The organism is Pseudomonas sp. NFX224 (genome assembly GCF_048565165.1).
Classification (GTDB): domain Bacteria; phylum Pseudomonadota; class Gammaproteobacteria; order Pseudomonadales; family Pseudomonadaceae; genus Aquipseudomonas.
This window is the reverse complement of record NZ_CP183416.1, coordinates 2880864-2900984: the sequence shown is the minus strand read 5'-3', so window position 1 is coordinate 2900984 and position 20121 is coordinate 2880864. Positions and strand designations below refer to the sequence as shown.

Annotated in this window: 17 protein-coding genes and 1 pseudogene; 14 read left to right on the top strand and 4 right to left on the bottom strand. The window is 59.5% G+C overall.

The window, feature by feature from the left end; all coding sequences use genetic code 11:
• Nucleotides 1-23 precede the first annotated feature (23 nt).
• Both ACNYC6_RS13020 and ltrA read left to right on the top strand, forming a co-directional pair.
• A complete protein-coding gene (locus ACNYC6_RS13020) occupies nt 24-797 on the top strand; it encodes a MetQ/NlpA family ABC transporter substrate-binding protein (protein ID WP_419712617.1) in 774 nt (257 codons plus the stop codon).
• A gap of 475 nt (nt 798-1272) precedes the next feature.
• Nucleotides 1273-2694 carry a group II intron reverse transcriptase/maturase gene (ltrA, locus tag ACNYC6_RS13015; protein ID WP_419709160.1) on the top strand — a complete coding sequence of 474 codons (1422 nt, stop codon included), beginning with the start codon at nt 1273-1275 and terminating at the stop codon, nt 2692-2694.
• 171 nt (nt 2695-2865) lie between these two features.
• On the opposite strand, the gene aspA is transcribed toward ltrA, so the two are convergent.
• Nucleotides 2866-4290 carry an aspartate ammonia-lyase gene (gene aspA, locus ACNYC6_RS13010; RefSeq protein ID WP_020797941.1) on the bottom strand — a complete coding sequence of 475 codons (1425 nt, stop codon included), beginning with the start codon at nt 4288-4290 and terminating at the stop codon, nt 2866-2868.
• A gap of 180 nt (nt 4291-4470) precedes the next feature.
• On the opposite strand from aspA, the gene ACNYC6_RS13005 reads away from it, so the two are divergent.
• The 5 genes from ACNYC6_RS13005 (at nt 4471) to ACNYC6_RS12985 (ending at nt 8176) form a co-directional block, all read left to right on the top strand.
• The gene (locus ACNYC6_RS13005; protein WP_419712616.1) at nt 4471-5379 is read left to right on the top strand and encodes a LysR substrate-binding domain-containing protein; all 909 of its coding nucleotides are present in this window, start codon (nt 4471-4473) and stop codon (nt 5377-5379) included.
• 234 nt (nt 5380-5613) lie between these two features.
• Nucleotides 5614-6105: a 5-(carboxyamino)imidazole ribonucleotide mutase gene (purE, locus tag ACNYC6_RS13000; RefSeq protein WP_007971731.1), complete on the top strand. Its 492-nt coding sequence runs from the start codon at nt 5614-5616 to the stop codon at nt 6103-6105.
• A gap of 11 nt (nt 6106-6116) precedes the next feature.
• Nucleotides 6117-7199, top strand: a complete 1083-nt coding sequence (locus ACNYC6_RS12995) for a 5-(carboxyamino)imidazole ribonucleotide synthase (protein WP_419712615.1) — start codon at nt 6117-6119, stop codon at nt 7197-7199.
• A 112-nt stretch (nt 7200-7311) separates the two neighbouring features.
• A complete protein-coding gene (locus tag ACNYC6_RS12990; protein ID WP_008030708.1) occupies nt 7312-7557 on the top strand; it encodes a GlsB/YeaQ/YmgE family stress response membrane protein in 246 nt (81 codons plus the stop codon).
• Between the two features lie 82 nt (nt 7558-7639).
• Nucleotides 7640-8176 (top strand): DUF3299 domain-containing protein, encoded by a 537-nt coding sequence (locus ACNYC6_RS12985; RefSeq protein WP_419712614.1) that lies wholly within the window; start codon nt 7640-7642, stop codon nt 8174-8176.
• Nucleotides 8177-8260: 84 nt separating this feature from the next.
• Here ACNYC6_RS12985 and ACNYC6_RS12980 read toward each other — a convergent pair whose 3' ends face one another.
• Both ACNYC6_RS12980 and ACNYC6_RS12975 read right to left on the bottom strand, forming a co-directional pair.
• The gene (locus ACNYC6_RS12980; protein WP_419712613.1) at nt 8261-9160 is read right to left on the bottom strand and encodes a D-hexose-6-phosphate mutarotase; all 900 of its coding nucleotides are present in this window, start codon (nt 9158-9160) and stop codon (nt 8261-8263) included.
• Between the two features lie 72 nt (nt 9161-9232).
• Nucleotides 9233-9637, bottom strand: coding sequence for an acyl-CoA thioesterase (locus tag ACNYC6_RS12975; protein ID WP_007896491.1), 405 nt, complete (start codon nt 9635-9637; stop codon nt 9233-9235).
• Between the two features lie 363 nt (nt 9638-10000).
• Between ACNYC6_RS12975 and ACNYC6_RS12970 the strand changes: the two genes are divergently transcribed.
• The 7 genes from ACNYC6_RS12970 (at nt 10001) to ACNYC6_RS12940 (ending at nt 19506) form a co-directional block, all read left to right on the top strand.
• On the top strand, nt 10001-11299 hold the full coding sequence (locus ACNYC6_RS12970; protein WP_419712612.1) for an MFS transporter: 1299 nt from the start codon (nt 10001-10003) through the stop codon (nt 11297-11299).
• Nucleotides 11300-11532: 233 nt separating this feature from the next.
• Entirely contained in the window at nt 11533-12534 is a 1002-nt protein-coding gene (locus ACNYC6_RS12965; RefSeq protein WP_419712611.1) for a phosphate ABC transporter substrate-binding protein PstS, read from the top strand.
• A gap of 412 nt (nt 12535-12946) precedes the next feature.
• Entirely contained in the window at nt 12947-14980 is a 2034-nt protein-coding gene (locus ACNYC6_RS12960) for an ABC transporter permease subunit (protein ID WP_419712961.1), read from the top strand.
• Between the two features lie 15 nt (nt 14981-14995).
• Complete coding sequence (pstA, locus tag ACNYC6_RS12955) at nt 14996-16666, top strand: phosphate ABC transporter permease PstA (protein ID WP_419712610.1); 1671 nt, start codon at nt 14996-14998, stop codon at nt 16664-16666.
• Nucleotides 16667-16753: 87 nt separating this feature from the next.
• Nucleotides 16754-17587, top strand: a complete 834-nt coding sequence (gene pstB / locus ACNYC6_RS12950; RefSeq protein ID WP_338584028.1) for a phosphate ABC transporter ATP-binding protein PstB — start codon at nt 16754-16756, stop codon at nt 17585-17587.
• Nucleotides 17588-17658: 71 nt separating this feature from the next.
• Nucleotides 17659-18420 (top strand): phosphate signaling complex protein PhoU, encoded by a 762-nt coding sequence (gene phoU / locus ACNYC6_RS12945; RefSeq protein WP_008150055.1) that lies wholly within the window; start codon nt 17659-17661, stop codon nt 18418-18420.
• A gap of 168 nt (nt 18421-18588) precedes the next feature.
• A complete protein-coding gene (locus tag ACNYC6_RS12940; RefSeq protein WP_419712609.1) occupies nt 18589-19506 on the top strand; it encodes a response regulator in 918 nt (305 codons plus the stop codon).
• 345 nt (nt 19507-19851) lie between these two features.
• On the opposite strand, the pseudogene ACNYC6_RS12935 reads toward ACNYC6_RS12940, so the two are convergent.
• Nucleotides 19852-20058, bottom strand: a pseudogene (locus ACNYC6_RS12935) (type VI secretion system tip protein VgrG); the annotation flags it as partial.
• Nucleotides 20059-20121: the final 63 nt, after the last annotated feature.

Genomic DNA, 20121 nt, shown 5'->3' with positions numbered 1-20121 from the left:
GCGCCTCACATGGAGTTAGCTGAATGAAGAAACTACTCGTCGCGTTCGCTGCCGTTGCAGCCTTTTCCGCTCACGCTGCCGACACCCTGACTGTCGCGGCGACCCCGGTTCCGCACGCGGAAATCCTCGAGTTCGTAAAACCGGCGCTGGCCAAAGAAGGCGTCGACCTAAAGGTCAAAGTCTTCACTGACTACATCCAGCCGAACGTGCAAGTCGCGGAAAAACGCCTGGACGCCAACTTCTTCCAGCACCAGCCGTACCTCGATGAGTTCAACAAGGCCAAGGGCACCAACCTGGTTTCCGTGGCTGGCGTGCACCTGGAGCCGCTGGGCGCTTACTCCAGCAAGTACAAAACCCTGGAAGAGCTGCCAAGCACCGCCACCGTGGTTATCCCGAACGACGCCACCAACGGCGGCCGTGCGTTGTTGCTGCTGGCCAAGGCTGGCGTGATCAAGTTGGCGGATGCGAACAACATCCTGTCGACCGTCAAGGACATCACCGAGAACCCGAAAAACCTGAAGTTCCGTGAGCTGGAAGCCGCGACCATCCCGCGTGTGCTGACCCAGGTCGACCTGGCGCTGATCAACACCAACTACGCGCTGGAAGCCAAGCTCGATCCGGCCAAGGATGCGCTGGTCATCGAAGGCAGCGATTCGCCTTACGTGAACATTCTGGTGGCGCGTCCTGATGACAAGGACAGCGAAGCGATGAAGAAGCTGGTTGCTGCGCTGCACAGCCCGGAAGTGAAAGCCTTCATTCTCGAGAAGTACAAAGGTGCGGTCGTGCCGGCGTTCTGATTGGCGGATGCAATGCAAAAGGGGCGCATTCAATGCGCCCCTTCTTTTTGGTGCGCCAGGCATGGCGCGTTGCGCGAAGCGCAACCAGCTTGGCTGTGGTGGTCATGCCGGTGACTTGGAGGTGAAAGTCCTCTACACACCCGGCAAGGGGAAGTGTTAGCCAGAGGCAAGGGTGTCGCGGGCGACTGCGAATCTGAAGGAAGCCCGAGGCAAAATGCTGGCCTGACGAACAGGAAGCGGATTAGGCGGTGCAGCGGGGTAAGGTAGCCAAAATTGCCAAAGCCCAATACTTGCACGGAACGCTGTGACGTAGATCCGACAGGCATAAGCAGGAAGGTCGCGCGAATTACCCTGGGAGATCTGTACGTTTGCCACTGTGCTACCGAGCGTCGAGAGGCGGCGGGATGAACGTGCAGAAGTCAGCCGAAGCCGTAGTAAGTGGCGAATAACCCCGTCACCAAGGGCCGAACAGGTTATGCCGCCAGTAGGCGTCAGAGTCTCGTTGAATACCGAAATGCAGAAATTTCTCCCAGAGAAGACTGTTACCCCGAGTTCCGGACAGAATCCGCGGATGACGGCTGACAGCGCACAGGTATCAGCGGCGTCTGTGGCGTGGACGAACGCGGAGCCGGACACGCTGATGGAGCGGGTGCTTGCACCGGCTAACCTCAAGCGTGGGTATCAACGCGTAGTCAGCAACAAGGGTGCACCGGGTGCCGACGGCATGACGGTCGCCGAATTGGCGGGCTACGTGAAGCAGTATTGGCCGACTCTCAAGGCTCGGTTGCTGGTCGGCGAGTATCACCCGCAAGGTGTGCGCGCCGTTGACATCCCCAAACCCAAAGGCGGAACACGGCAGCTGGGCATTCCCTGCGTCGTGGATCGCCTTATCCAACAGGCCCTGCTGCAACAGCTCACGCCGATCTTCGACCCCCTGTTCTCGGATTACAGCTACGGCTTCCGTCCGGGCAGAAGCGCTCACCAAGCCATCGAAACCGCCCGTACCCACGTGGCGGCAGGTCACCGCTGGTGCGTGGAACTCGATCTGGAGAAATTCTTTGATCGGATCAACCACGATGTCTTGATGGTCTGCATCGAGCGCCAAATCGAAGACAAACGTGTGCTCACGCTGATCCGTCGCTATCTCGAAGCGGGAGCGATGTCGGGTGGACTCGTCAGCCGACGACAGGAAGGGGCGCCGCAAGGCGGGCCGCTCTCGCCGTTGCTGTCGAACATCCTGCTCAACGAACTCGACCGCGAGCTGGAACGGCGGGGGCATCGCTTTGTGCGTTATGCCGATGATGCGAACATCTATGTGCGCAGTCGCCGTGCCGGCGAACGAGTGATGGCCGGCGTCGAGCGCTTCCTGAATCAGCGCCTTAAATTGACGCTGAACCGGGAAAAGAGCCGCGTGGCACGGCCTTGGGTCTGTGATTGCTTGGGCTATGGGATGAGCTTGCATCGCCAGCCGAGGTTAAGAGTGGCGACGATGAGTCTGGGTCGCTTACGCGACCGACTCAGAGATCTGCTGCGTGGAGCGCGGGGTCGAAAGTTGTCGGATGTCATCGAGCAACTAAACCCTGTACTGCGTGGCTGGGCCGGTTACTTCAGACTCAGTCAAAGCAAAGGCTCCCTTGAAAATCTAGATGGATGGGTACGCCGAAAACTTCGTTGTGTCGTGTGGCGCCACTGGAAGCTGCCTTCTACGAGGGCTCGCAACTTGATGCGTGCAGGACTCAACGAAGCCCGGGCCTGTCACTCGGCCTTCAATGGCCGAGGCCCTTGGTGGAACTCTGGAGCATCCCATATGAATCGGGCACTGCCCAAGAAACAATGGGATGCGCTGGGCCTAGTCTCAATACTGGATACGATCAATCGGCTTAGTCGCATAGCCTGAACCGCCGTATACGGAACCGTATGTACGGTGGTGTGAGAGGACGGCGGATGTAAATCCGCCTCCTACTCGATCTCAAAAAAAAGGGCCTGGAGAGTGATCTCCAAGCCCTCAAAAGGTGAGAGGTGTCTAGTCCCTCGACCTGGTGAGCGGTGCTACACGTGATGCGTCGGTTCAGGCTTTAAGCGGAACCAGGCGTGGAGCGATCATGTTTTCCGGGCGCAGGATGTCGGCGAGCATGGCGTCGTCGAGCAGACCTTCTTCGCGCACCAGTTCCAGCACGCCGCGGCCGCTTTCGAGGGCGATGCGGGCGATGCGGGTGGCGTTTTCGTAGCCGATGTACGGGTTCAGTGCGGTGACCAGACCGATCGAGTGCTCGACCAGTTCACGGCAACGTTCTTCGTTGGCGGTGATACCGGTGATGCAGTGCTCGCGCAGCATGTCCATGGCGCGTTGCAGCAGACGGATCGAGTCGAAGATCTTGAAGGCGATCAGCGGCTCCATCACGTTCAGTTGCAGTTGGCCGCCTTCGGCCGCGATGGTCAGGGCCAGGTCGTTGCCGATGATCTGGAACGCCACCTGGTTTACGGCTTCCGGGATAACCGGGTTGACCTTGCCTGGCATGATCGAGCTACCTGGCTGACGTGCCGGGAGGTTGATCTCGTTGATGCCGGTGCGTGGGCCGCTGGACAGCAGGCGCAGGTCGTTGCAGATCTTCGACAGCTTCACCGCGGTGCGCTTGAGCATGCCGGAGAACAGCACGAAGGCGCCCATGTCGGAGGTGGCTTCGATCAAGTCGGCTGCCGGTACCAGCGGGTGACCGCTGATGGTCGCCAGGCGTTGAACGGCCAGGTGCTGGTAACGCGGGTCGGCGTTGATGCCGGTGCCGATCGCGGTGCCGCCCAGGTTCACTTCGGTCAGCAACTCAGGAGCCAGCGTCTTCAGACGTGCCAGGTCTTCGCCCAGGGTGGTGGCGAAAGCACGGAATTCCTGGCCGAGGGTCATCGGCACGGCGTCTTGCAGTTGGGTACGGCCCATTTTCAGGACGTGGCTGAATTCTTCACCTTTGGCAGCGAACGACTGGATCAGGCTGTCGAGGCTGGCCAGCAGTGCGTCGTGACCCAGCAGCAGACCCAGGCGGATCGCCGTCGGGTAGGCATCGTTGGTCGACTGCGCCATGTTCACGTCGTTGTTCGGGTGCAGGTACTGATATTCGCCTTTCTGGTGACCCATCGCTTCGAGTGCAATGTTGGCGATCACTTCGTTGGCGTTCATGTTGGTGGAGGTACCAGCGCCACCTTGAATCATGTCCACCACGAATTCTTCGTGGAAGTCGCCGCGGATCAGTCGTGCACAGGCTTCGCTGATGGCAGCATGCTTGGCTTCGCTCAGGTGACCCAGTTCGCGGTTGGCGTCAGCGGCGGCTTGTTTAACCATCGCCAGGCCGACTACCAGCTTCGGGTAATGCGAAATCGGAACGCCGGAGAGACGGAAGTTATTCACCGCTCGCAGGGTCTGGATGCCGTAATACGCTTGAGCCGGTACTTCGAGTACGCCAAGCAGGTCTTTTTCTGTGCGGAATGATGCAGCGGAGGACATGATAGAAATCATCTCGATATGGACCCGGTCTGTGCCGGAACACTGCAAATGCTAGGCTTGTGGAGATTTTTGGGCCAATGCTGTTAAACACTGGCCTATGCATATTCGGCATAATGCCCGTGTGACGCCGAGTTGACGGCGAGCGTGCGACCTAATTTGGTGCGTGTCCGGGAGGACGTGATGAATCTGGAAAGCAAATGGCTGGAGGACTTTAGTGCCCTGGCCGCCACCCGCAGCTTCTCCCAGGCAGCGGAAAGACGCTTCGTAACGCAGCCGGCGTTCAGCCGGCGAATCCGCAGCCTCGAAGCGGCGTTGGGGCTGACGCTGGTCAATCGCTCGCGCACGCCAATCGAACTGACGGCGGCGGGGCAACTGTTTCTGGTCACCGCGCGCACCGTTGTCGAACAGCTCGGTGAAGTGTTGCGCCATCTGCATCATCTGGAGGGCGGGCAGGGCGAAGTGATGCAGGTTGCGGCTGCTCACTCGTTGGCGCTGGGTTTTTTCCCGCGCTGGATCGCGCAGTTGCGCAACGAAGGTTTGAACATTGCCACGCGGCTGGTGGCGACCAACGTCGGTGACGCGGTGCATGCGCTTCGTGAAGGTGGTTGTGACTTGATGCTCGCATTCTATGACCCGGACGCGGCGATGCAGATGGACCCGGAGATTTTCCCCTCGCTGCACTTGGGGCATACCGAAATGTTGCCGGTGTGTGCGGCGGATGCCGACGGCAAGCCGTTGTTCGATCTTGAGGGCGAGGCCAGCGTGCCACTGCTGGCCTACAGCGCTGGTGCGTTTCTCGGGCGTTCGGTGAATGGCTTGCTGCGCCAGCGGGCACTGCGGTTTACCACGGTGTACGAAACGGCCATGGCCGACAGCCTGAAAAGCATGGCGCTGGAGGGGCTGGGGATTGCCTGGGTGCCGCAGCTCAGTGTGCGCGCTGAACTGACTCGCGGTGAGCTGGTGGTGTGCGGCGGGCCGCAATGGCATGTGCCGCTGGAGATTCGCCTGTATCGCTGTGCGCTGGTGCGCAAGGCTAATGTGCGGTTGTTGTGGCGCAAGCTTGAAGGTGGCGCCGCACAAAACACCTGAGTCCTGCACGGGATTTGTGTTGTTCTGGTACTGACCTTCAAGTCAATAAAACCGGGCCTTTGGCTCATTTGACAGATGGTCGTTTCGGGGGCTGTTTATCTGCTTCATTGAGGTATACTGCGCGGCCTTCGGCCGGTTACGACTGGCCATAATTCGTACAATCAAGCCACGCATTCTGCGTGGCTTGTTGTTTTTTGATGCGCCTGCGGGCGCCCAGAGAGAAGAGGCACGACGATGAGTGCATTGGTTGGCGTGATCATGGGCTCCAAGTCCGATTGGTCCACCCTTAGCCACACCGCCGATATGCTGGAAAAGCTCGGCATCCCTTACGAGGTGAAAGTGGTCTCTGCCCACCGTACCCCGGACCTGCTGTTCCAGTACGCTGAAGAAGCGGAAGCGCGTGGCATCGAGGTGATCATTGCCGGTGCTGGCGGCGCAGCCCACTTGCCAGGCATGTGTGCGGCCAAGACCCACCTGCCGGTACTGGGCGTGCCGGTGCAATCGGCCATGCTCTCGGGCGTCGATTCGCTGCTCTCCATCGTGCAGATGCCGGCGGGCATTCCGGTCGCCACCCTGGCCATCGGCAAGGCCGGCGCGATCAACGCCGCGCTGCTGTCGGCGAGTATCCTGGGCGCCAAGCACCCGCAGTTCCACGCGGTGCTGAAAACCTTCCGTGCTGAGCAGACAGACAGCGTCCTGGAAAATCCAGACCCACGCATCGCCTGAGGTTGTTGACGATGAAGATCGGTGTAATCGGTGGCGGCCAGTTGGGTCGCATGTTGGCGCTGGCGGGCACTCCGCTGGGCATGAACTTCGCTTTCCTCGACCCGGCGCCGGACGCGTGTGCGGCTGCATTGGGCGAACACCTGCGCGCCGATTACGGCGATCAGGACCACTTGCGTCAGTTGGCCGATGAAGTCGATCTGGTGACCTTCGAGTTCGAAAGCGTACCCGCCGAAACCGTGGCGTTCCTGTCGCAATTCGTGCCGGTCTATCCGAGCGCCGAGGCCCTGCGCATCGCCCGCGATCGCTGGTTCGAAAAGAGCATGTTCAAGGACCTGGGGATTCCGACCCCGGCGTTCGCCGACATTCAGTCTCAGGCTGACCTGGACGCCGCCGTGGCTTCCATCGGTCTGCCGGCCGTGCTGAAAACCCGTACCTTGGGTTACGACGGCAAGGGTCAGAAAGTCCTGCGCAAACCTGAAGACGTGGTCGGCACGTTCGCCGAACTGGGCAGCGTGGCGTGCCTGCTGGAAGGCTTCGTGCCGTTCACCGGTGAAGTCTCGCTGATCGCCGTACGTGCCCGCGATGGCGAAACCAGGTTCTACCCGCTGGTGCACAACACCCACGACAGCGGCATCCTCAAGCTGTCCGTGGCCAGCACCGATCACCCACTGCAAGCCTTGGCCGAAGACTACTCCAGCCGTGTGCTCAAGCAGCTGGATTATGTCGGCGTGATGGCGTTCGAATTCTTTGAGGTCGACGGTGGCCTGAAGGCCAACGAAATCGCCCCGCGTGTGCACAACTCCGGGCACTGGACCACCGAAGGCGCCGAGTGCAGCCAGTTCGAAAACCACCTGCGGGCCGTTGCCGGTCTGCCGCTGGGTTCGACGGCCAAGGTTGGCGAGAGCGCGATGCTCAACTTCATCGGTAAAGTGCCGGATACCGACAAGGTCATCGCGATCGCCGATTGCCACCTGCATCACTACGGCAAGGCGTTCAAAGTCGGCCGCAAGGTCGGTCACGCCAACCTGCGTTGTGCAGATCGCGAAACGCTGGCCGCGCAGATCCTCAAGGTCGAAGCGCTCATCGCCGAGTAAAACAGTTTCATGTGGCAGCGGCGGAACCATTGCGGTGTCGCCGTTCTCTCATGGCAGGATGCGAAAGTCTGACTAGGCTTTCGCCTATCCAACCAAATCAGAGGGAAATGCCATGGGAATCATCGGAACCATCTTCATCGGCTTGATCGTCGGCCTGCTCGCGCGGTTCCTGAAACCGGGTGATGACAGCATGGGCTGGATCATGACCATCCTGCTCGGTATCGGCGGTTCGCTGGCGGCCACTTATGGCGGCCAGGCCCTGGGCATTTACCAGGCCGGCCAAGGCGCCGGTTTCATCGGTGCACTGGTCGGTGCCGTGGTTTTGCTGGTGATCTACGGCCTGATCAAAAAGAACTGATTCAAGCGACAAAGTCCTCTCGGCTGCGCAGCCCGGGAGGACTAGAATGCTCGGCGTTTTCCTTTCCTTGCCGAGCATTTTCATGCGCCGTCTTTTGCTTACTCTTTTATTTCTCGGTTCGGGCCTTGTCCACGCTGGCGAACTGCCGGAAACCGATTGGCTCGAACTGATGCCCAAATCGGACCAGAAAGCCCTCGAGGCCATGCCCGAAATCGACCACGACTCCCCCGAAGCCAATGGCACCTTTACCGAAAAGGGTGGCATGAAGCAGAGCAAGGGCTTGCCGGCGGTGATGTATTCGACCAAGACCGTGGCGTCGATGAACGACAAGAACATCCGTATCGGTGGATATCCGGTGCCGCTGGAGTCCGACGCCAAGGGCAACAGCACATTGTTTTTCCTCGTGCCGTATCCGGGCGCGTGCATCCACGTGCCGCCACCGCCGCCCAATCAATTGGTGCTGGTGCGCTATCCGAAGGGTTTGAAGCTCAATGATATCTACACGCCGCTGTGGGTCACCGGCACGCTGAAGGTCGAGAAGGTCAGCAATGACCTGGCGGATGCGGCGTATGCGCTGGATGCGGCGAAAGTCCGGGTGGTGAAAGAGTCGGATTTGTAATCGGCAAACAAAAAAAGATCGCAGCCTTCGACAGCGCCTACAGGGATCAGTGTAGGCGCTGTCGAAGGCTGCGATCTTTTGATCTTAAAGCGGTTTGCTACCGACGCTCACGCCCAAAGTATGACTGGCGCCCGCTGCCAGGCTCACCACATCACCCATCACATTCGCCGTCTCGATGCATAGCATGCGCTGCCAGCCATCGTTCGCCATGTCACTGAACGCGGCGGCGCGGTCGATCCATGGGTTCCAGATCACAGCGGTGCGCGAACCGGTACTGGTCAACTCGATGCGTCGTTCCCAGCCCGGGTCGACGATGCTCAGCAGCGGCGGGGCGTCGAGATAAATGCGGTCAGTCTCGCCGGAAAAACGCAGATCACCGGATTGTTTCTTGGTTTTCCAGTCTTCCAGCGTTTCGATGTAGTTCAAGCCATTCACGCCTTCGACATGCACGTTGCGCACATCGCTGACGGCGAAATAGCTGTGCAGCGCCTGGCTGATGGTCACCGTCTCGGTGCCAACGTTGTGGCTGGTCAGGCTGATGTGCAGTTGCTCATCCAGACGAATGCTCAACTTCAAGTCCACCTGATGCGGCCAGCCTGGCAGACCACCTTCGGGGTAGGGCAGGAGAAATTCGACCTTCAGGCTTTCGCCCTCAGTTTCAATGCCGCCCAGTTCCCAGTCCATTGCCCGCACCAGGCCGTGCGCGGGTGCCGGCTCCTGACTGACGCGCATCGCCTTCACACTCTGCGGGTTGCGTTCGAAGTTGCCGAACCACGGCCAGCACACCGGCACGCCGGCACGGATGCTCTTGCGGGTCTTGAACACCGCCTCATCGTTGAGCCAGATCAGCGGCGGTTGGCCGGCCAGTTGATAACTGAGGATGTGCGCGCCTTGCTGGGCCACCAGTAATTCGGCCTGACCGTGGCGGAGGCGCCAGCAGTTCAGTTCATCCAGTTTCACGGCTTCAACGTTCGGCGTGTTCATGGGACAGCTCTCGATCAGTTACAGGACTGCAATGGACCGTGAATCGGTCGGCGGGTTTAATGCTTCCCGGTTTTAACGCGCTCTGGGCGGAACCGAGCGGGTGCGGCCGCTGCCGTCGATGGCCACGAACACGAATACCGCTTCGGTGACTTTGCGCCATTCGCTGGACAGCGGATCGTCGCTCCAGACTTCGACCATCATCTGGATCGAGCTGCGGCCGATTTCCAGTGCCTGGGTATAGAAGGAGAGCTGAGCGCCCACGGCCACCGGCACCAGAAACGCCATGCGGTCGATCGCAACGGTGGCTACGCGGCCACCGGCAACCTTGCTGGCCATCGCGGTGCCGGCCAAATCCATCTGCGCCACCAGCCAGCCGCCGAAAATATCGCCAAAGCCGTTGGTTTCGCGCGGAAGCGCGGTGATTTGCAGGGCCAGGTCGCCTTGCGGAATCGGATCTTCTTGTTCGAGCTCTATCATGCCGGGGGTGCCTCTGACCCGTGACTCTTCGTTGGTGCTGCTGGTGGTAGCCGTCTTCAGGAAAAACGATTCAGCACCGAACATACTACGTTCGTCACGTTTTCCATAAGGCGTCTAAAGGGAAACTCTGCGAAATCGCCTATGAACCTGACAGGCGTTTTCGCACAGCAACCCTTGCAAGCCGTCGCACAGTTGCGAGTATATCGGTCGGTAGACTCCGAGACGACCGTCCGGTTCTCATTTTGACTGTCAATTACGCGCCTCTATGTGCTTTTTCGAACAATTTGCTATCGTGCCGGACCTGCCCGAGCCCTTGCCTGCGTTGTCGGGGCGGCAGACCTGACTATAAGAGAAGCCTTTGTCATGACCACAGCGCCCTCAAGTATCGCGCAGCCTTCCCCATCCACGCGTCCGCTGACCCGCAACGACTACAAGACGCTATCGCTGTCGGCCCTGGGCGGCGCGCTGGAGTTCTACGACTTCATCATCTTCGTGTTCTTTGCCACGGTGGTGGGCAAGCTGTTCTTCCCGGCGGACATGCCCGAGTGGCTGCGTTTGATGCAGACCTTCGGCATCTTCGCCGCTGGCTACCTGGCACGGCCGCTGGGTGGCATTGTAATGGCGCACTTCGGCGACCTGCTGGGGCGCAAGAAGATGTTCACCCTGAGCATTTTCATGATGGCGGTGCCGACCCTGATCATGGGCCTGCTGCCGACCTACGCGCAGATCGGCATGTGGGCGCCGATCCTGTTGCTGCTGATGCGCGTCATCCAGGGCGCGGCGATTGGCGGTGAAGTGCCCGGCGCCTGGGTCTTCGTTTCCGAACACGTGCCGCAACGCCATATCGGCTATGCCTGCGGTACCCTGACCAGTGGCCTGACGGCGGGCATCCTGCTGGGTTCTCTGGTCGCCACGGCGATCAACAGCATTTACACCCCGGTGGAAGTGGCGGATTACGCCTGGCGGATCCCGTTCCTGCTGGGTGGCGTGTTCGGCTTGTTCTCGGTGTACCTGCGCCGCTGGCTACACGAAACCCCGGTGTTCGCCGAGCTGCAACAGCGCAAGGCCCTGGCCGAAGAAGTGCCGCTGCGTGCGGTGCTGCGTGACCATCGTGGTGCGATTGCCATTTCGATGCTGCTGACCTGGTTGCTGTCCGCCGCCATCGTGGTGCTGATCCTGATGACCCCGACTGTGTTGCAGACGGTCTATCACTTCTCGCCAACCACGTCGCTGCAAGCGAACAGCGTGGCGATCGTGTTCCTGAGCGTGGGTTGCATCGTCGCCGGCGCACTGGCCGATCGTTTCGGTGCGGGACGCGTCTTCGTGATTGGCTGTGCTGCATTGCTGGTCAGTTCCTGGACCTTCTATCACAGCCTGGCCGATCATCCCGACTGGCTGTTCCCGCTGTACGCGCTGACCGGTCTGCTGGTCGGCTCCATCGGCGCGGTGCCGTACGTGATGGTCAAGGCATTCCCGCCGGTGGTGCGCTTCAGCGGTCTGTCGTTCTCCTACAACGTCGCCTACGCGATTTTCGGTGGTTTGACGCCGATGATCGTCAGCCTGTTGCTCAAAGAGAGCCCGATGGGGCCTGCCTATTATGTGGCGGTACTGTGTGGGGTCGGAATTGTGGTGGGGGCGTATCTCTGGAAGAAGGGGCGCTGATTTCGACTTTTTTATCGTCTGTACCGGCCCAATCGCCAGCAGGCTGGCTCCCACACTGGAATGCATTTCAATGTGGGGGCCAGCCTGCTGACGATTGAGGGCGCCGCGAATCATCCAGTAAAAACCCGAATACTGGCCTTTCATCCAATTGTCATATTTCAGCCATAGAGTGTTCACACGGCCTGCTGATACTTGGCCCCGACTTAACACACCCTATCTGCTAGGAGTAAGGCATGAAACTGAAGCGTTTGATGGCGGCAATGACTTTTGTCGCTGCTGGCGTTGCGACTGCCAACGCGGTTGCCGCTGTTGACCCTGCTATCCCGAGCTACACCAAGACCACTGGTGTGTCGGGCAACCTGTCCAGCGTTGGTTCCGACACTCTGGCCAACCTCATGACCCTCTGGGCTGAGAACTACAAAAAAGAATACCCGAACGTAAACATCCAGATTCAGGCCGCTGGCTCTGCCACTGCGCCACCTGCGCTGACTGAAGGCACCTCCAACCTGGGCCCGATGAGCCGCAAGATGAAGGACACCGAACTGGCTGCCTTCGAGCAGAAGTACGGCTACAAGCCAACCGCTATCCCGGTTGCAGTAGACGCCCTGGCTGTATTCGTACACAAAGACAACCCGATCCAGCACCTGACCATGGAACAAGTCGACGCGATCTTCTCGTCCACTCGTCTGTGCGGCGCTAAAGCCGACGTGAAAACCTGGGGTGACCTGGGCGTGACCGGCGACCTGGCCAACAAGCCAGTTCAACTGTTCGGTCGTAACTCGGTATCCGGCACCTATGGCTACTTCAAAGAAGAAGCCCTGTGCAAAGGCGACTACAAGCCAAACGTGAACGAACAACCAGGTTCGGCTTCGGTCGTGCAGTCGATCAGCTCCTCGCTGAACGGCATCGGTTACTCGGGCATCGGCTACAAGACTGCTAGCGTGAAGACTGTGGCCCTGGCCAAGAAAGGCAGCCAGGACTTCATCGAAGACACCGAAGAAAACGCCCTGAACGGCAAGTATCCGCTGTCGCGTTTCCTCTACGTTTACGTCAACAAAGCCCCGAACAAGCCTCTGGCCCCGCTGGAAGCCGAGTTCGTGAAACTGGTTCTGTCGAAACAGGGCCAGGAAGTTGTAGTGAAAGACGGTTACATCCCGTTGCCAGCCAAGGTTGCTGCAAAAGCACTGGCTGACCTGGGTCTGCAAGAAGGCGGCGCTGAAGTCGCAAAAAAGTAACAAATTGAGTCGGGGGGTTTAACCCCGGACTCACGTGGGGGCAGGCAGGAGCCGCCCCTACACCCCCCAAATTCCCTATCCACTGCTGGTTACCGCCAGCGGCGGATTTGTTGCGTCACTGCACTGTCATCTTTCTGTCATACAGGATCGCTAGGGTGTGCGAATGAATGATCTGGCCAATTCCAACATGACTACTAATCCCCCCAAGCGAATTGATTTCAATACGCCTGAGTTGCAACGCAAGCGCCGCATTCGCGCGCTCAAGGATCGCTTCACTCGCTGGTACGTCCTCATCGGCGGCCTGGCGGTACTGGCAGCCATCACACTGATCTTCTTCTTCCTCGCTTACGTCGTTGCACCCCTGTTCCAGGGTGCCAGCCTGACTGCGAAAGATGCGATCACCCCAGCCTGGATGCAGGACGCCGGCAAGCCACTGATGATCTCGCTCGAAGAGCAGAACCAGGTGGCGATGCGGGTTTCCGACAAGGGTCAGGCATTGTTCTTCGATATCGACAGTGGCGCTGAACTCAAGCGCGTCGATCTGCCTGTTCCGGCCGGTACTACCGTAACCTCCATCGGTGAAGACCAGCCAGGTCATCCACTGGTAGCCGTGGGCTTGTCCAACGGTCAGGCACTGGTGTTCCGCCACACGTATAAAGTCAGCTACCCGGACGGCAAGAAAACCATCTCGCCAGCCATCGAATATCCGTACGGCGAATCCCCGATTGCGCTCAACGAATCCGGCGGTGCGTTGGAACACGTCAGCCTCAACGCCACCGACACGACCCTGATGCTGGTCGGTTCCACCGGTTCGCAACTCAATGTTCTGTCGCTGACCAGCGAAGAAAACATGATGACCGGCGAAATCACCAACGAGCAGAAGCGCATTGATCTGCCGCAAATGACCGAGCCGGTGAAGAACATCTTCGTTGACCCGCGTCAGCAGTGGTTGTACGTGATTAACGGTCGTGCCCAGGCCGACGTCTTCAGCCTGCGCGACAAGAGCCTCAACGGTCGCTACAAACTGCTGGAAAACGGCGAGGCTGAAATCACTGCCAGTACTCAACTGGTTGGCGGTATCTCGCTGATCCTGGGTGACTCCAAAGGTGGCCTGGCCCAGTGGTTCATGGCCCGCGACCCGGATGGCGAACAGCGCCTGAAGCAGATCCGTACGTTCCAGATGGGCACCACGCCTATCGTTGAAATCACCGCCGAAGAACGCCGCAAGGGCTTCATTGCACTGGACGCCTCCGGCAAGCTCGGCGTGTTCCACAGTACCGCGCACCGCACTTTGCTGGTCGACCCGGTTGTCGACGGCCAGGGCCTGTTCGGTCTGTCGCCACGGGCTAACCGTGTGATCGTGGAAGCCGGTGGCAAGCTGCAACCGTTGCTGCTCGACAACCCGCACCCGGAAGTGTCGTGGAGCGCGTTGTGGAGCAAAGTCTGGTACGAAAACTACGACGAACCTAAATACGTCTGGCAATCGACCGCTGCCAACACGGACTTCGAACCCAAGCTCAGCCTGTCGCCGCTGACCTTCGGTACGTTGAAAGCTGCGTTCTACGCCATGCTGCTGGCTGCGCCTCTGGCCGTTGCCGCTGCGATCTACACCGCGTACTTCATGGCCCCGGGCATGCGCCGCAAGGTCAAGCCGGTGATCGAGTTGATGGAAGCGATGCCGACGGTGATCCTCGGTTTCTTCGCCGGTCTGTTCCTCGCACCGTATGTGGAAGGGCATTTGCCGGGCATCTTCAGCCTGTTGATGTTGCTGCCGATCGGCATTCTGGTGGCGGGTTTCGCCTTCAGTCGCCTGCCTGAATCGATCCGCCTGAGAGTGCCGGACGGTTGGGAAAGTGCGCTGCTGATTCCAGTGATCCTGTTCGTGGGCTGGCTCTCGCTGTACATGAGCCCGTTCATGGAGAACTGGTTCTTCGGCGGTGACATGCGCATGTGGATCTCCCACGACCTGGGCATCACCTACGACCAGCGCAACGCACTGGTGGTCGGTCTGGCCATGGGCTTCGCGGTGATCCCGAACATCTACTCGATCGCCGAAGACGCCGTGTTCAGCGTGCCTCGCGGCCTGACCCTCGGCTCCCTGGCCCTCGGCGCCACGCCGTGGCAGACCATGACTCGCGTGGTGATCCTGACGGCCAGCCCGGGCATCTTCTCGGCGCTGATGATCGGCATGGGCCGTGCGGTCGGTGAAACCATGATCGTGTTGATGGCCACCGGTAACACCCCGGTCATGGAAATGAACCTGTTCGAAGGCCTGCGCACCCTGGCCGCCAACGTCGCGGTGGAAATGCCGGAGTCGGAAGTCGGCGGCAGCCACTACCGCGTGCTGTTCCTCTCGGCGCTGGTGTTGCTGTTGTTCACCTTCGTCATGAACACCCTCGCGGAACTGATTCGTCAGCGTCTGCGCAAGAAATACTCGTCGCTTTAAGAAAGGTAGAAGTCTGTGAAACAGAACTCCCTGAAAGGATGGTTCAAGAGCGGCGCCCCCGGCGTCTGGATCAGCGGTGGCGCGGTGTCCATCGCGGTCATCATGACCATTGGCCTGCTGGCGGTGATTGCCGTGCGTGGCCTGGGTCACTTCTGGCCGGCGGATCTGGTGCACGCCAGCTACGACGTGCCGGGCCAGGCCAATCACCTGGTGATCGGCGAAATCGTACAGAAAGAAGAAGTGCCGCGTGCCCGCCTGAAAAGCGCCGGTTTGCCGGTGCCTGACCAGGGCCCGGAATTCATGACCCGCGAGCTGATCAAGGTCGGCAACCGTGACTTGAACGGCAACGACTTCACCTGGATCGTCGGCGAGTGGCTGACCAACCAGAAGACGCCCGTCGAACTGATGGCTATCGAGCGTCGCGAGTGGGGCAACTTCTACGGTTACCTGGTCAACGTCAAACAGGACGGCAAGGTCATCGCCGAAGGCGAGGCTGCATGGCCCGAGCTGCAAGCGCGAATCGACCGCGTGAACCAGTTGGCCGCTCAGCTCAAGACCCTGGAAAAGGTCGACATCGGTGCGATCAACGCCGGTCTCGAACGCATCCGTCTGCACAGTCGCAAGCTGGAACTGGAAGGCAAGCTCGATGCTGCCGCGCAAGCGGACATGGAATCCGAGCGCGCTGAACTCAACGCTCGCTACCAGGATGTCGAAGCACGTCTGAGTGATTTGCACGCACAGTTCAACCGCGACGCTTTGACTGCTCGTGATGCCAACGGTAAAGAGATCGAAATCGGCCTGGGCAAAGTGGTTCACGCCTACCAGCCAAACGCGATGGGCACCTTCACCAAGATCGGTTTCTACTTCAGCAAGGTCTGGGAATTCCTGAGCGACGACCCGCGTGAGGCGAACACCGAAGGCGGGATTTTCCCGGCGATCTTCGGCACCGTGATGATGACGTTGATCATGGCGATGATCGTGACCCCGTTCGGCGTGTTGGCGGCGGTGTACCTGCGTGAATACGCCAAGCAGAACACCCTGACCCGTGTGATTCGCATTGCGGTGAACAACCTGGCAGGTGTCCCGGCCATCGTGTACGGCGTGTTCGGTCTGGGCTTCTTCGTTTACGTGTTGGGCGGCTCGCTCGACCGCTTGTTCTTCCCGGAAGCGCTGCCGGCTCCGACCTTCGGCACGCCGGGTCTGCTGTGGGCTTCGTTGACCCTGGCATTGCTGGCGGTGCCGGTGGTGATCGTGGCCACGGAAGAAGGTCTGGCGCGGATTCCTCGCACCGTGCGTGAAGGCTCGTTGGCCCTCGGCGCGACCAAGGCTGAAACCTTGTGGAAAATCGTGTTGCCAATGGCCAGCCCGGCGATGATGACCGGCATGATCCTCGCGGTGGCCCGTGCCGCCGGTGAAGTGGCGCCGCTGATGCTGGTGGGTGTGGTGAAACTGGCGCCGTCGCTGCCGGTGGATGGCAACTATCCGTACCTGCACCTGGACCAGAAGATCATGCACTTGGGCTTCCACATTTATGACGTCGGCTTCCAGAGCCCGAACGTTGAGGCCGCACGACCGCTGGTGTACGCCACGGCGTTGCTGCTGGTGCTGGTGATCGCGACGTTGAACCTGTCGGCGGTGTACATCCGTAACCACCTGCGCGAGAAGTACAAGGCGCTGGATAGCTAATTAGCAGAAGCAATGATTTCTATGTGGGAGCCAGCAGGCGGGCTCCCACAAAAAACGAACCGAATTTGTTAGCACAGGGAGCCTCCCATGCAGCACGAAACACATACCCACGGCATCAACATGTCAGCCCTGGGCCGCGACAAACAGAGCCTGAGCCTTGAGCAGGAAACCGTGGCCATCGAAGTGCCGGGCCTGAGCCTGTTCTACGGCGACAAGCAAGCGCTGTACGACGTCAGCATGAACATTCCGAAACAGCGCGTGACCGCCTTCATCGGCCCGTCCGGCTGCGGCAAGTCCACGCTGCTGCGGACCTTCAACCGCATGAACGACCTGGTCGATGGCTGCCGCGTCGAAGGCGAGATCAACCTGTACGGCAACAACATCTACCGCAAGGGTGAAGACGTGGCCGAACTGCGTCGTCGCGTCGGCATGGTGTTCCAGAAGCCGAACCCGTTCCCGAAAACCATCTACGAGAACGTGGTCTACGGCCTGCGCATCCAGGGCATCAACAAGAAGCGTGTACTCGACGAAGCCGTGGAGTGGGCGCTCAAAGGCGCGGCGTTGTGGGACGAAGTCAAAGACCGTCTGCACGAGTCGGCACTGGGCCTGTCCGGTGGTCAGCAGCAACGTCTGGTGATCGCGCGCACCATTGCCGTGGAACCTGAAGTGCTGCTGCTCGACGAACCGTGCTCGGCACTCGACCCGATCTCCACGCTGAAAGTCGAAGAGCTGATCTACGAACTGAAATCGAAATTCACCATCGTCATCGTGACCCACAACATGCAACAGGCCGCGCGGGTTTCCGACTACACGGCGTTCATGTACATGGGCAAACTGGTGGAATTCGGCGACACCGATACCCTGTTCACCAATCCGGCGAAGAAGCAGACCGAAGACTACATCACCGGTCGCTACGGCTAGGAAGCTGTGGTTGTTCACTGAACTGACGCTGCGGCCCACCGCACCTTACCGGACGCTCCAAGGACGCCAACATGATTAGTAAAGAAGGCCTTACCCACCACATTTCCGCGCAGTTCAACGCCGAGCTTGAGGAAGTGCGCAGCCACCTCCTGGCTATGGGCGGGCTGGTCGAGAAACAGGTCAACGACGCGGTGACCGCGCTGATCGAGGCCGATTCCGGCCTGGCCCAGCAGGTGCGCGAGATCGACGACCAGATCAACCAGATGGAACGCAACATCGACGAAGAATGCCTGCGCATTCTGGCCCGTCGTCAGCCGGCAGCGTCCGACTTGCGCCTGATCATCAGCATCTCCAAGTCGGTGATCGATCTGGAGCGCATCGGTGACGAAGCGACCAAGATCGCCCGTCGCGCTATCCAGTTGTGCGAAGAAGGCGAAGCGCCGCGCGGTTACGTCGAGGTTCGCCACATCGGCGACCAGGTGCGCAACATGGTTCGCGATGCGCTGGACGCGTTTGCCCGCTTCGACGCCGACCTGGCGCTGTCAGTGGCGCAGTACGACAAGATCATCGACCGCGAATACAAGACTGCCCTGCGTGAGCTGGCGACCTACATGATGGAAGACCCACGCTCTATCTCGCGGGTCTTGAGCATTATCTGGGTGTTGCGTTCGCTGGAGCGCATCGGCGACCACGCGCGCAATATCTCGGAACTGGTGATTTACCTGGTGCGCGGCACCGACGTGCGTCACCTGGGCCTCAAGCGCATGAAAGAAGAAGTTGAAGGAACAAGCGGCGAAACCGCTAATGTTCCGGGCAAAGCTGACGATAAGTAAGATTGCCCAAGTAAAGCGCCCGGCCTTTTGGCCGGGCGTTTTTATTTGCGCTCCACGAATTCGTAAAGCAGCACCCCGCGAACGAAAAGTCCGGCGTGACTGAAGGTTTTTGGCAATGTGCCATCAGCAAAGCGGTATGCTTGCCGGGATTTTTTAAAGGGGTTATGGATGAGTAAGGTCAGTGTGTTGGTCGTGGACGATGCTTCGTTCATTCGTGACCTGGTGAAGAAGTGCCTGCGTAACTATTTCCCGGGCATGCGGATCGAAGATGCCGTCAATGGCAAAAAGGCTCAGGCCATGTTGGTGAAGGAAGCGTTCGACCTGGTTCTGTGCGACTGGGAAATGCCGGAGATGTCCGGGCTGGAACTGCTGACTTGGTGCCGCGAGCAAGACAACCTCAAAGGCATGCCGTTCGTGATGGTGACCAGCCGTGGCGACAAAGAGAACGTCGTACAGGCGATCCAGGCCGGTGTCTCCGGTTACGTCAGCAAGCCGTTCACCAACGAACAACTGCTCACCAAGGTCAAGCAGGCGCTGCACAAGGTCGGCAAGCTCGACGCTTTGATCAACGTCGCGGCGACCAAAACCAGCCCGGCCTTCGGTAACGATTCCCTGAGCGCTTTGACCGGCGGCAAGCCTGCCGTGGTTGCGGCTACGCCTGCTGCGCCTGCCGCTGCACCGTCCCGGGGTTTGCTTAATAGCCCACCGGTTAAAGCACCGGTGGCCGCTGCCTCTGCTGCAGTCGGAGGTGGACGTGGGCAGGGCCAACTGCGCCTGCCGAACGGCATCCAGCAATGCGTGATCAAGGCCCTGAGCCTCAAGGAAGCGCTGCTGGTGGTCAAGCGCGCCGACACCCTGCCGCAAGTCCTCGACAGCGCCGTGCTCGACCTGGAGCAGGGTGACAACGCTGAAACCGCCCGCCTCAACGGCTACCTGCACGCGATCGTCGCCCACGAACAGAAACCCGACAGCGAATGGCTGCAACTGACCTTCCGCTTCGTCGATCAGGACGCGCAAAAACTCGACTACATCTCCCGCCTGATTGCCCGTGGTACTGCGCAGAAGCACTTTGTTCCTGGGGCTTGATACGCTACGCCTGAAAGTCCGCTATCGCGAGCAGGCTCGCTCCTACATTGGAATGCATTTCCCTGTTGGAACGAGTCAGCTCGCGAAGAGTTTTCTCTACTGACTCCGTGTATCCGATCTAGCGTACACATGGCTTGATTGATCTTGGTTCTGATATAGGTTGCTGGGCAAGGTTTGCGTTTTCTGCCATGCCTTGCAACACCTCTGCGTCACAAATCCCTTTTGCCTATTTCGCTTTTCCTCTCAGTAATGGGAGAGGTCGATGGCGAGACGCAAGGCCTTGAAGGGAACATCATGCTTAACCGCCAGCTCACGCATGATGCGCAACTACACCAACGACAGTTGACCTTTTTCGTTGGGACCGAACTGGAGAAACGCCGGCTGCCCGAGCAGGCCCTCCAGATCAATATCAGGGCATTCGCTGACCTGATTTATTTCGATTGAATACAAAGAGCTGATGGTTTCAATGCCTTCAAATGCCAGCACTTTGAGATCGTTTCGAACGGTTGGAATTTGAAGGGTGAAATGGGCTGTGTTGAGCGGTGCAAACATATGCTCATCCTTTTGCTTTTCATTGGCTCGCCCTTGAGCTACTGGTGGTTAAAACAAAACTTC

Bases quoted from the DNA above. Each gene is read 5' to 3' on its own strand.
- ACNYC6_RS12960 (WP_419712961.1), top strand. From the start codon at position 12,947: ATGCAGGACGCCGGCAAGCCACTGATGATCTCGCTCGAAGAGCAGAAC.
- ltrA (WP_419709160.1), top strand. From the start codon at position 1,273: ATGCCGCCAGTAGGCGTCAGAGTCTCGTTGAATACCGAAATGCAGAAA.
- ACNYC6_RS12995 (WP_419712615.1), top strand. From the start codon at position 6,117: ATGAAGATCGGTGTAATCGGTGGCGGCCAGTTGGGTCGCATGTTGGCG.
- ACNYC6_RS12990 (WP_008030708.1), top strand. From the start codon at position 7,312: ATGGGAATCATCGGAACCATCTTCATCGGCTTGATCGTCGGCCTGCTC.
- phoU (WP_008150055.1), top strand. From the start codon at position 17,659: ATGATTAGTAAAGAAGGCCTTACCCACCACATTTCCGCGCAGTTCAAC.
- ACNYC6_RS12940 (WP_419712609.1), top strand. From the start codon at position 18,589: ATGAGTAAGGTCAGTGTGTTGGTCGTGGACGATGCTTCGTTCATTCGT.
- ACNYC6_RS13020 (WP_419712617.1), top strand. From the start codon at position 24: ATGAAGAAACTACTCGTCGCGTTCGCTGCCGTTGCAGCCTTTTCCGCT.
- ACNYC6_RS13005 (WP_419712616.1), top strand. From the start codon at position 4,471: ATGAATCTGGAAAGCAAATGGCTGGAGGACTTTAGTGCCCTGGCCGCC.
- ACNYC6_RS12985 (WP_419712614.1), top strand. From the start codon at position 7,640: ATGCGCCGTCTTTTGCTTACTCTTTTATTTCTCGGTTCGGGCCTTGTC.
- ACNYC6_RS12980 (WP_419712613.1), bottom strand. From the start codon at position 9,160: ATGAACACGCCGAACGTTGAAGCCGTGAAACTGGATGAACTGAACTGC.
- ACNYC6_RS12970 (WP_419712612.1), top strand. From the start codon at position 10,001: ATGACCACAGCGCCCTCAAGTATCGCGCAGCCTTCCCCATCCACGCGT.
- pstB (WP_338584028.1), top strand. From the start codon at position 16,754: ATGCAGCACGAAACACATACCCACGGCATCAACATGTCAGCCCTGGGC.
- aspA (WP_020797941.1), bottom strand. From the start codon at position 4,290: ATGTCCTCCGCTGCATCATTCCGCACAGAAAAAGACCTGCTTGGCGTA.
- ACNYC6_RS12975 (WP_007896491.1), bottom strand. From the start codon at position 9,637: ATGATAGAGCTCGAACAAGAAGATCCGATTCCGCAAGGCGACCTGGCC.
- purE (WP_007971731.1), top strand. From the start codon at position 5,614: ATGAGTGCATTGGTTGGCGTGATCATGGGCTCCAAGTCCGATTGGTCC.
- ACNYC6_RS12965 (WP_419712611.1), top strand. From the start codon at position 11,533: ATGAAACTGAAGCGTTTGATGGCGGCAATGACTTTTGTCGCTGCTGGC.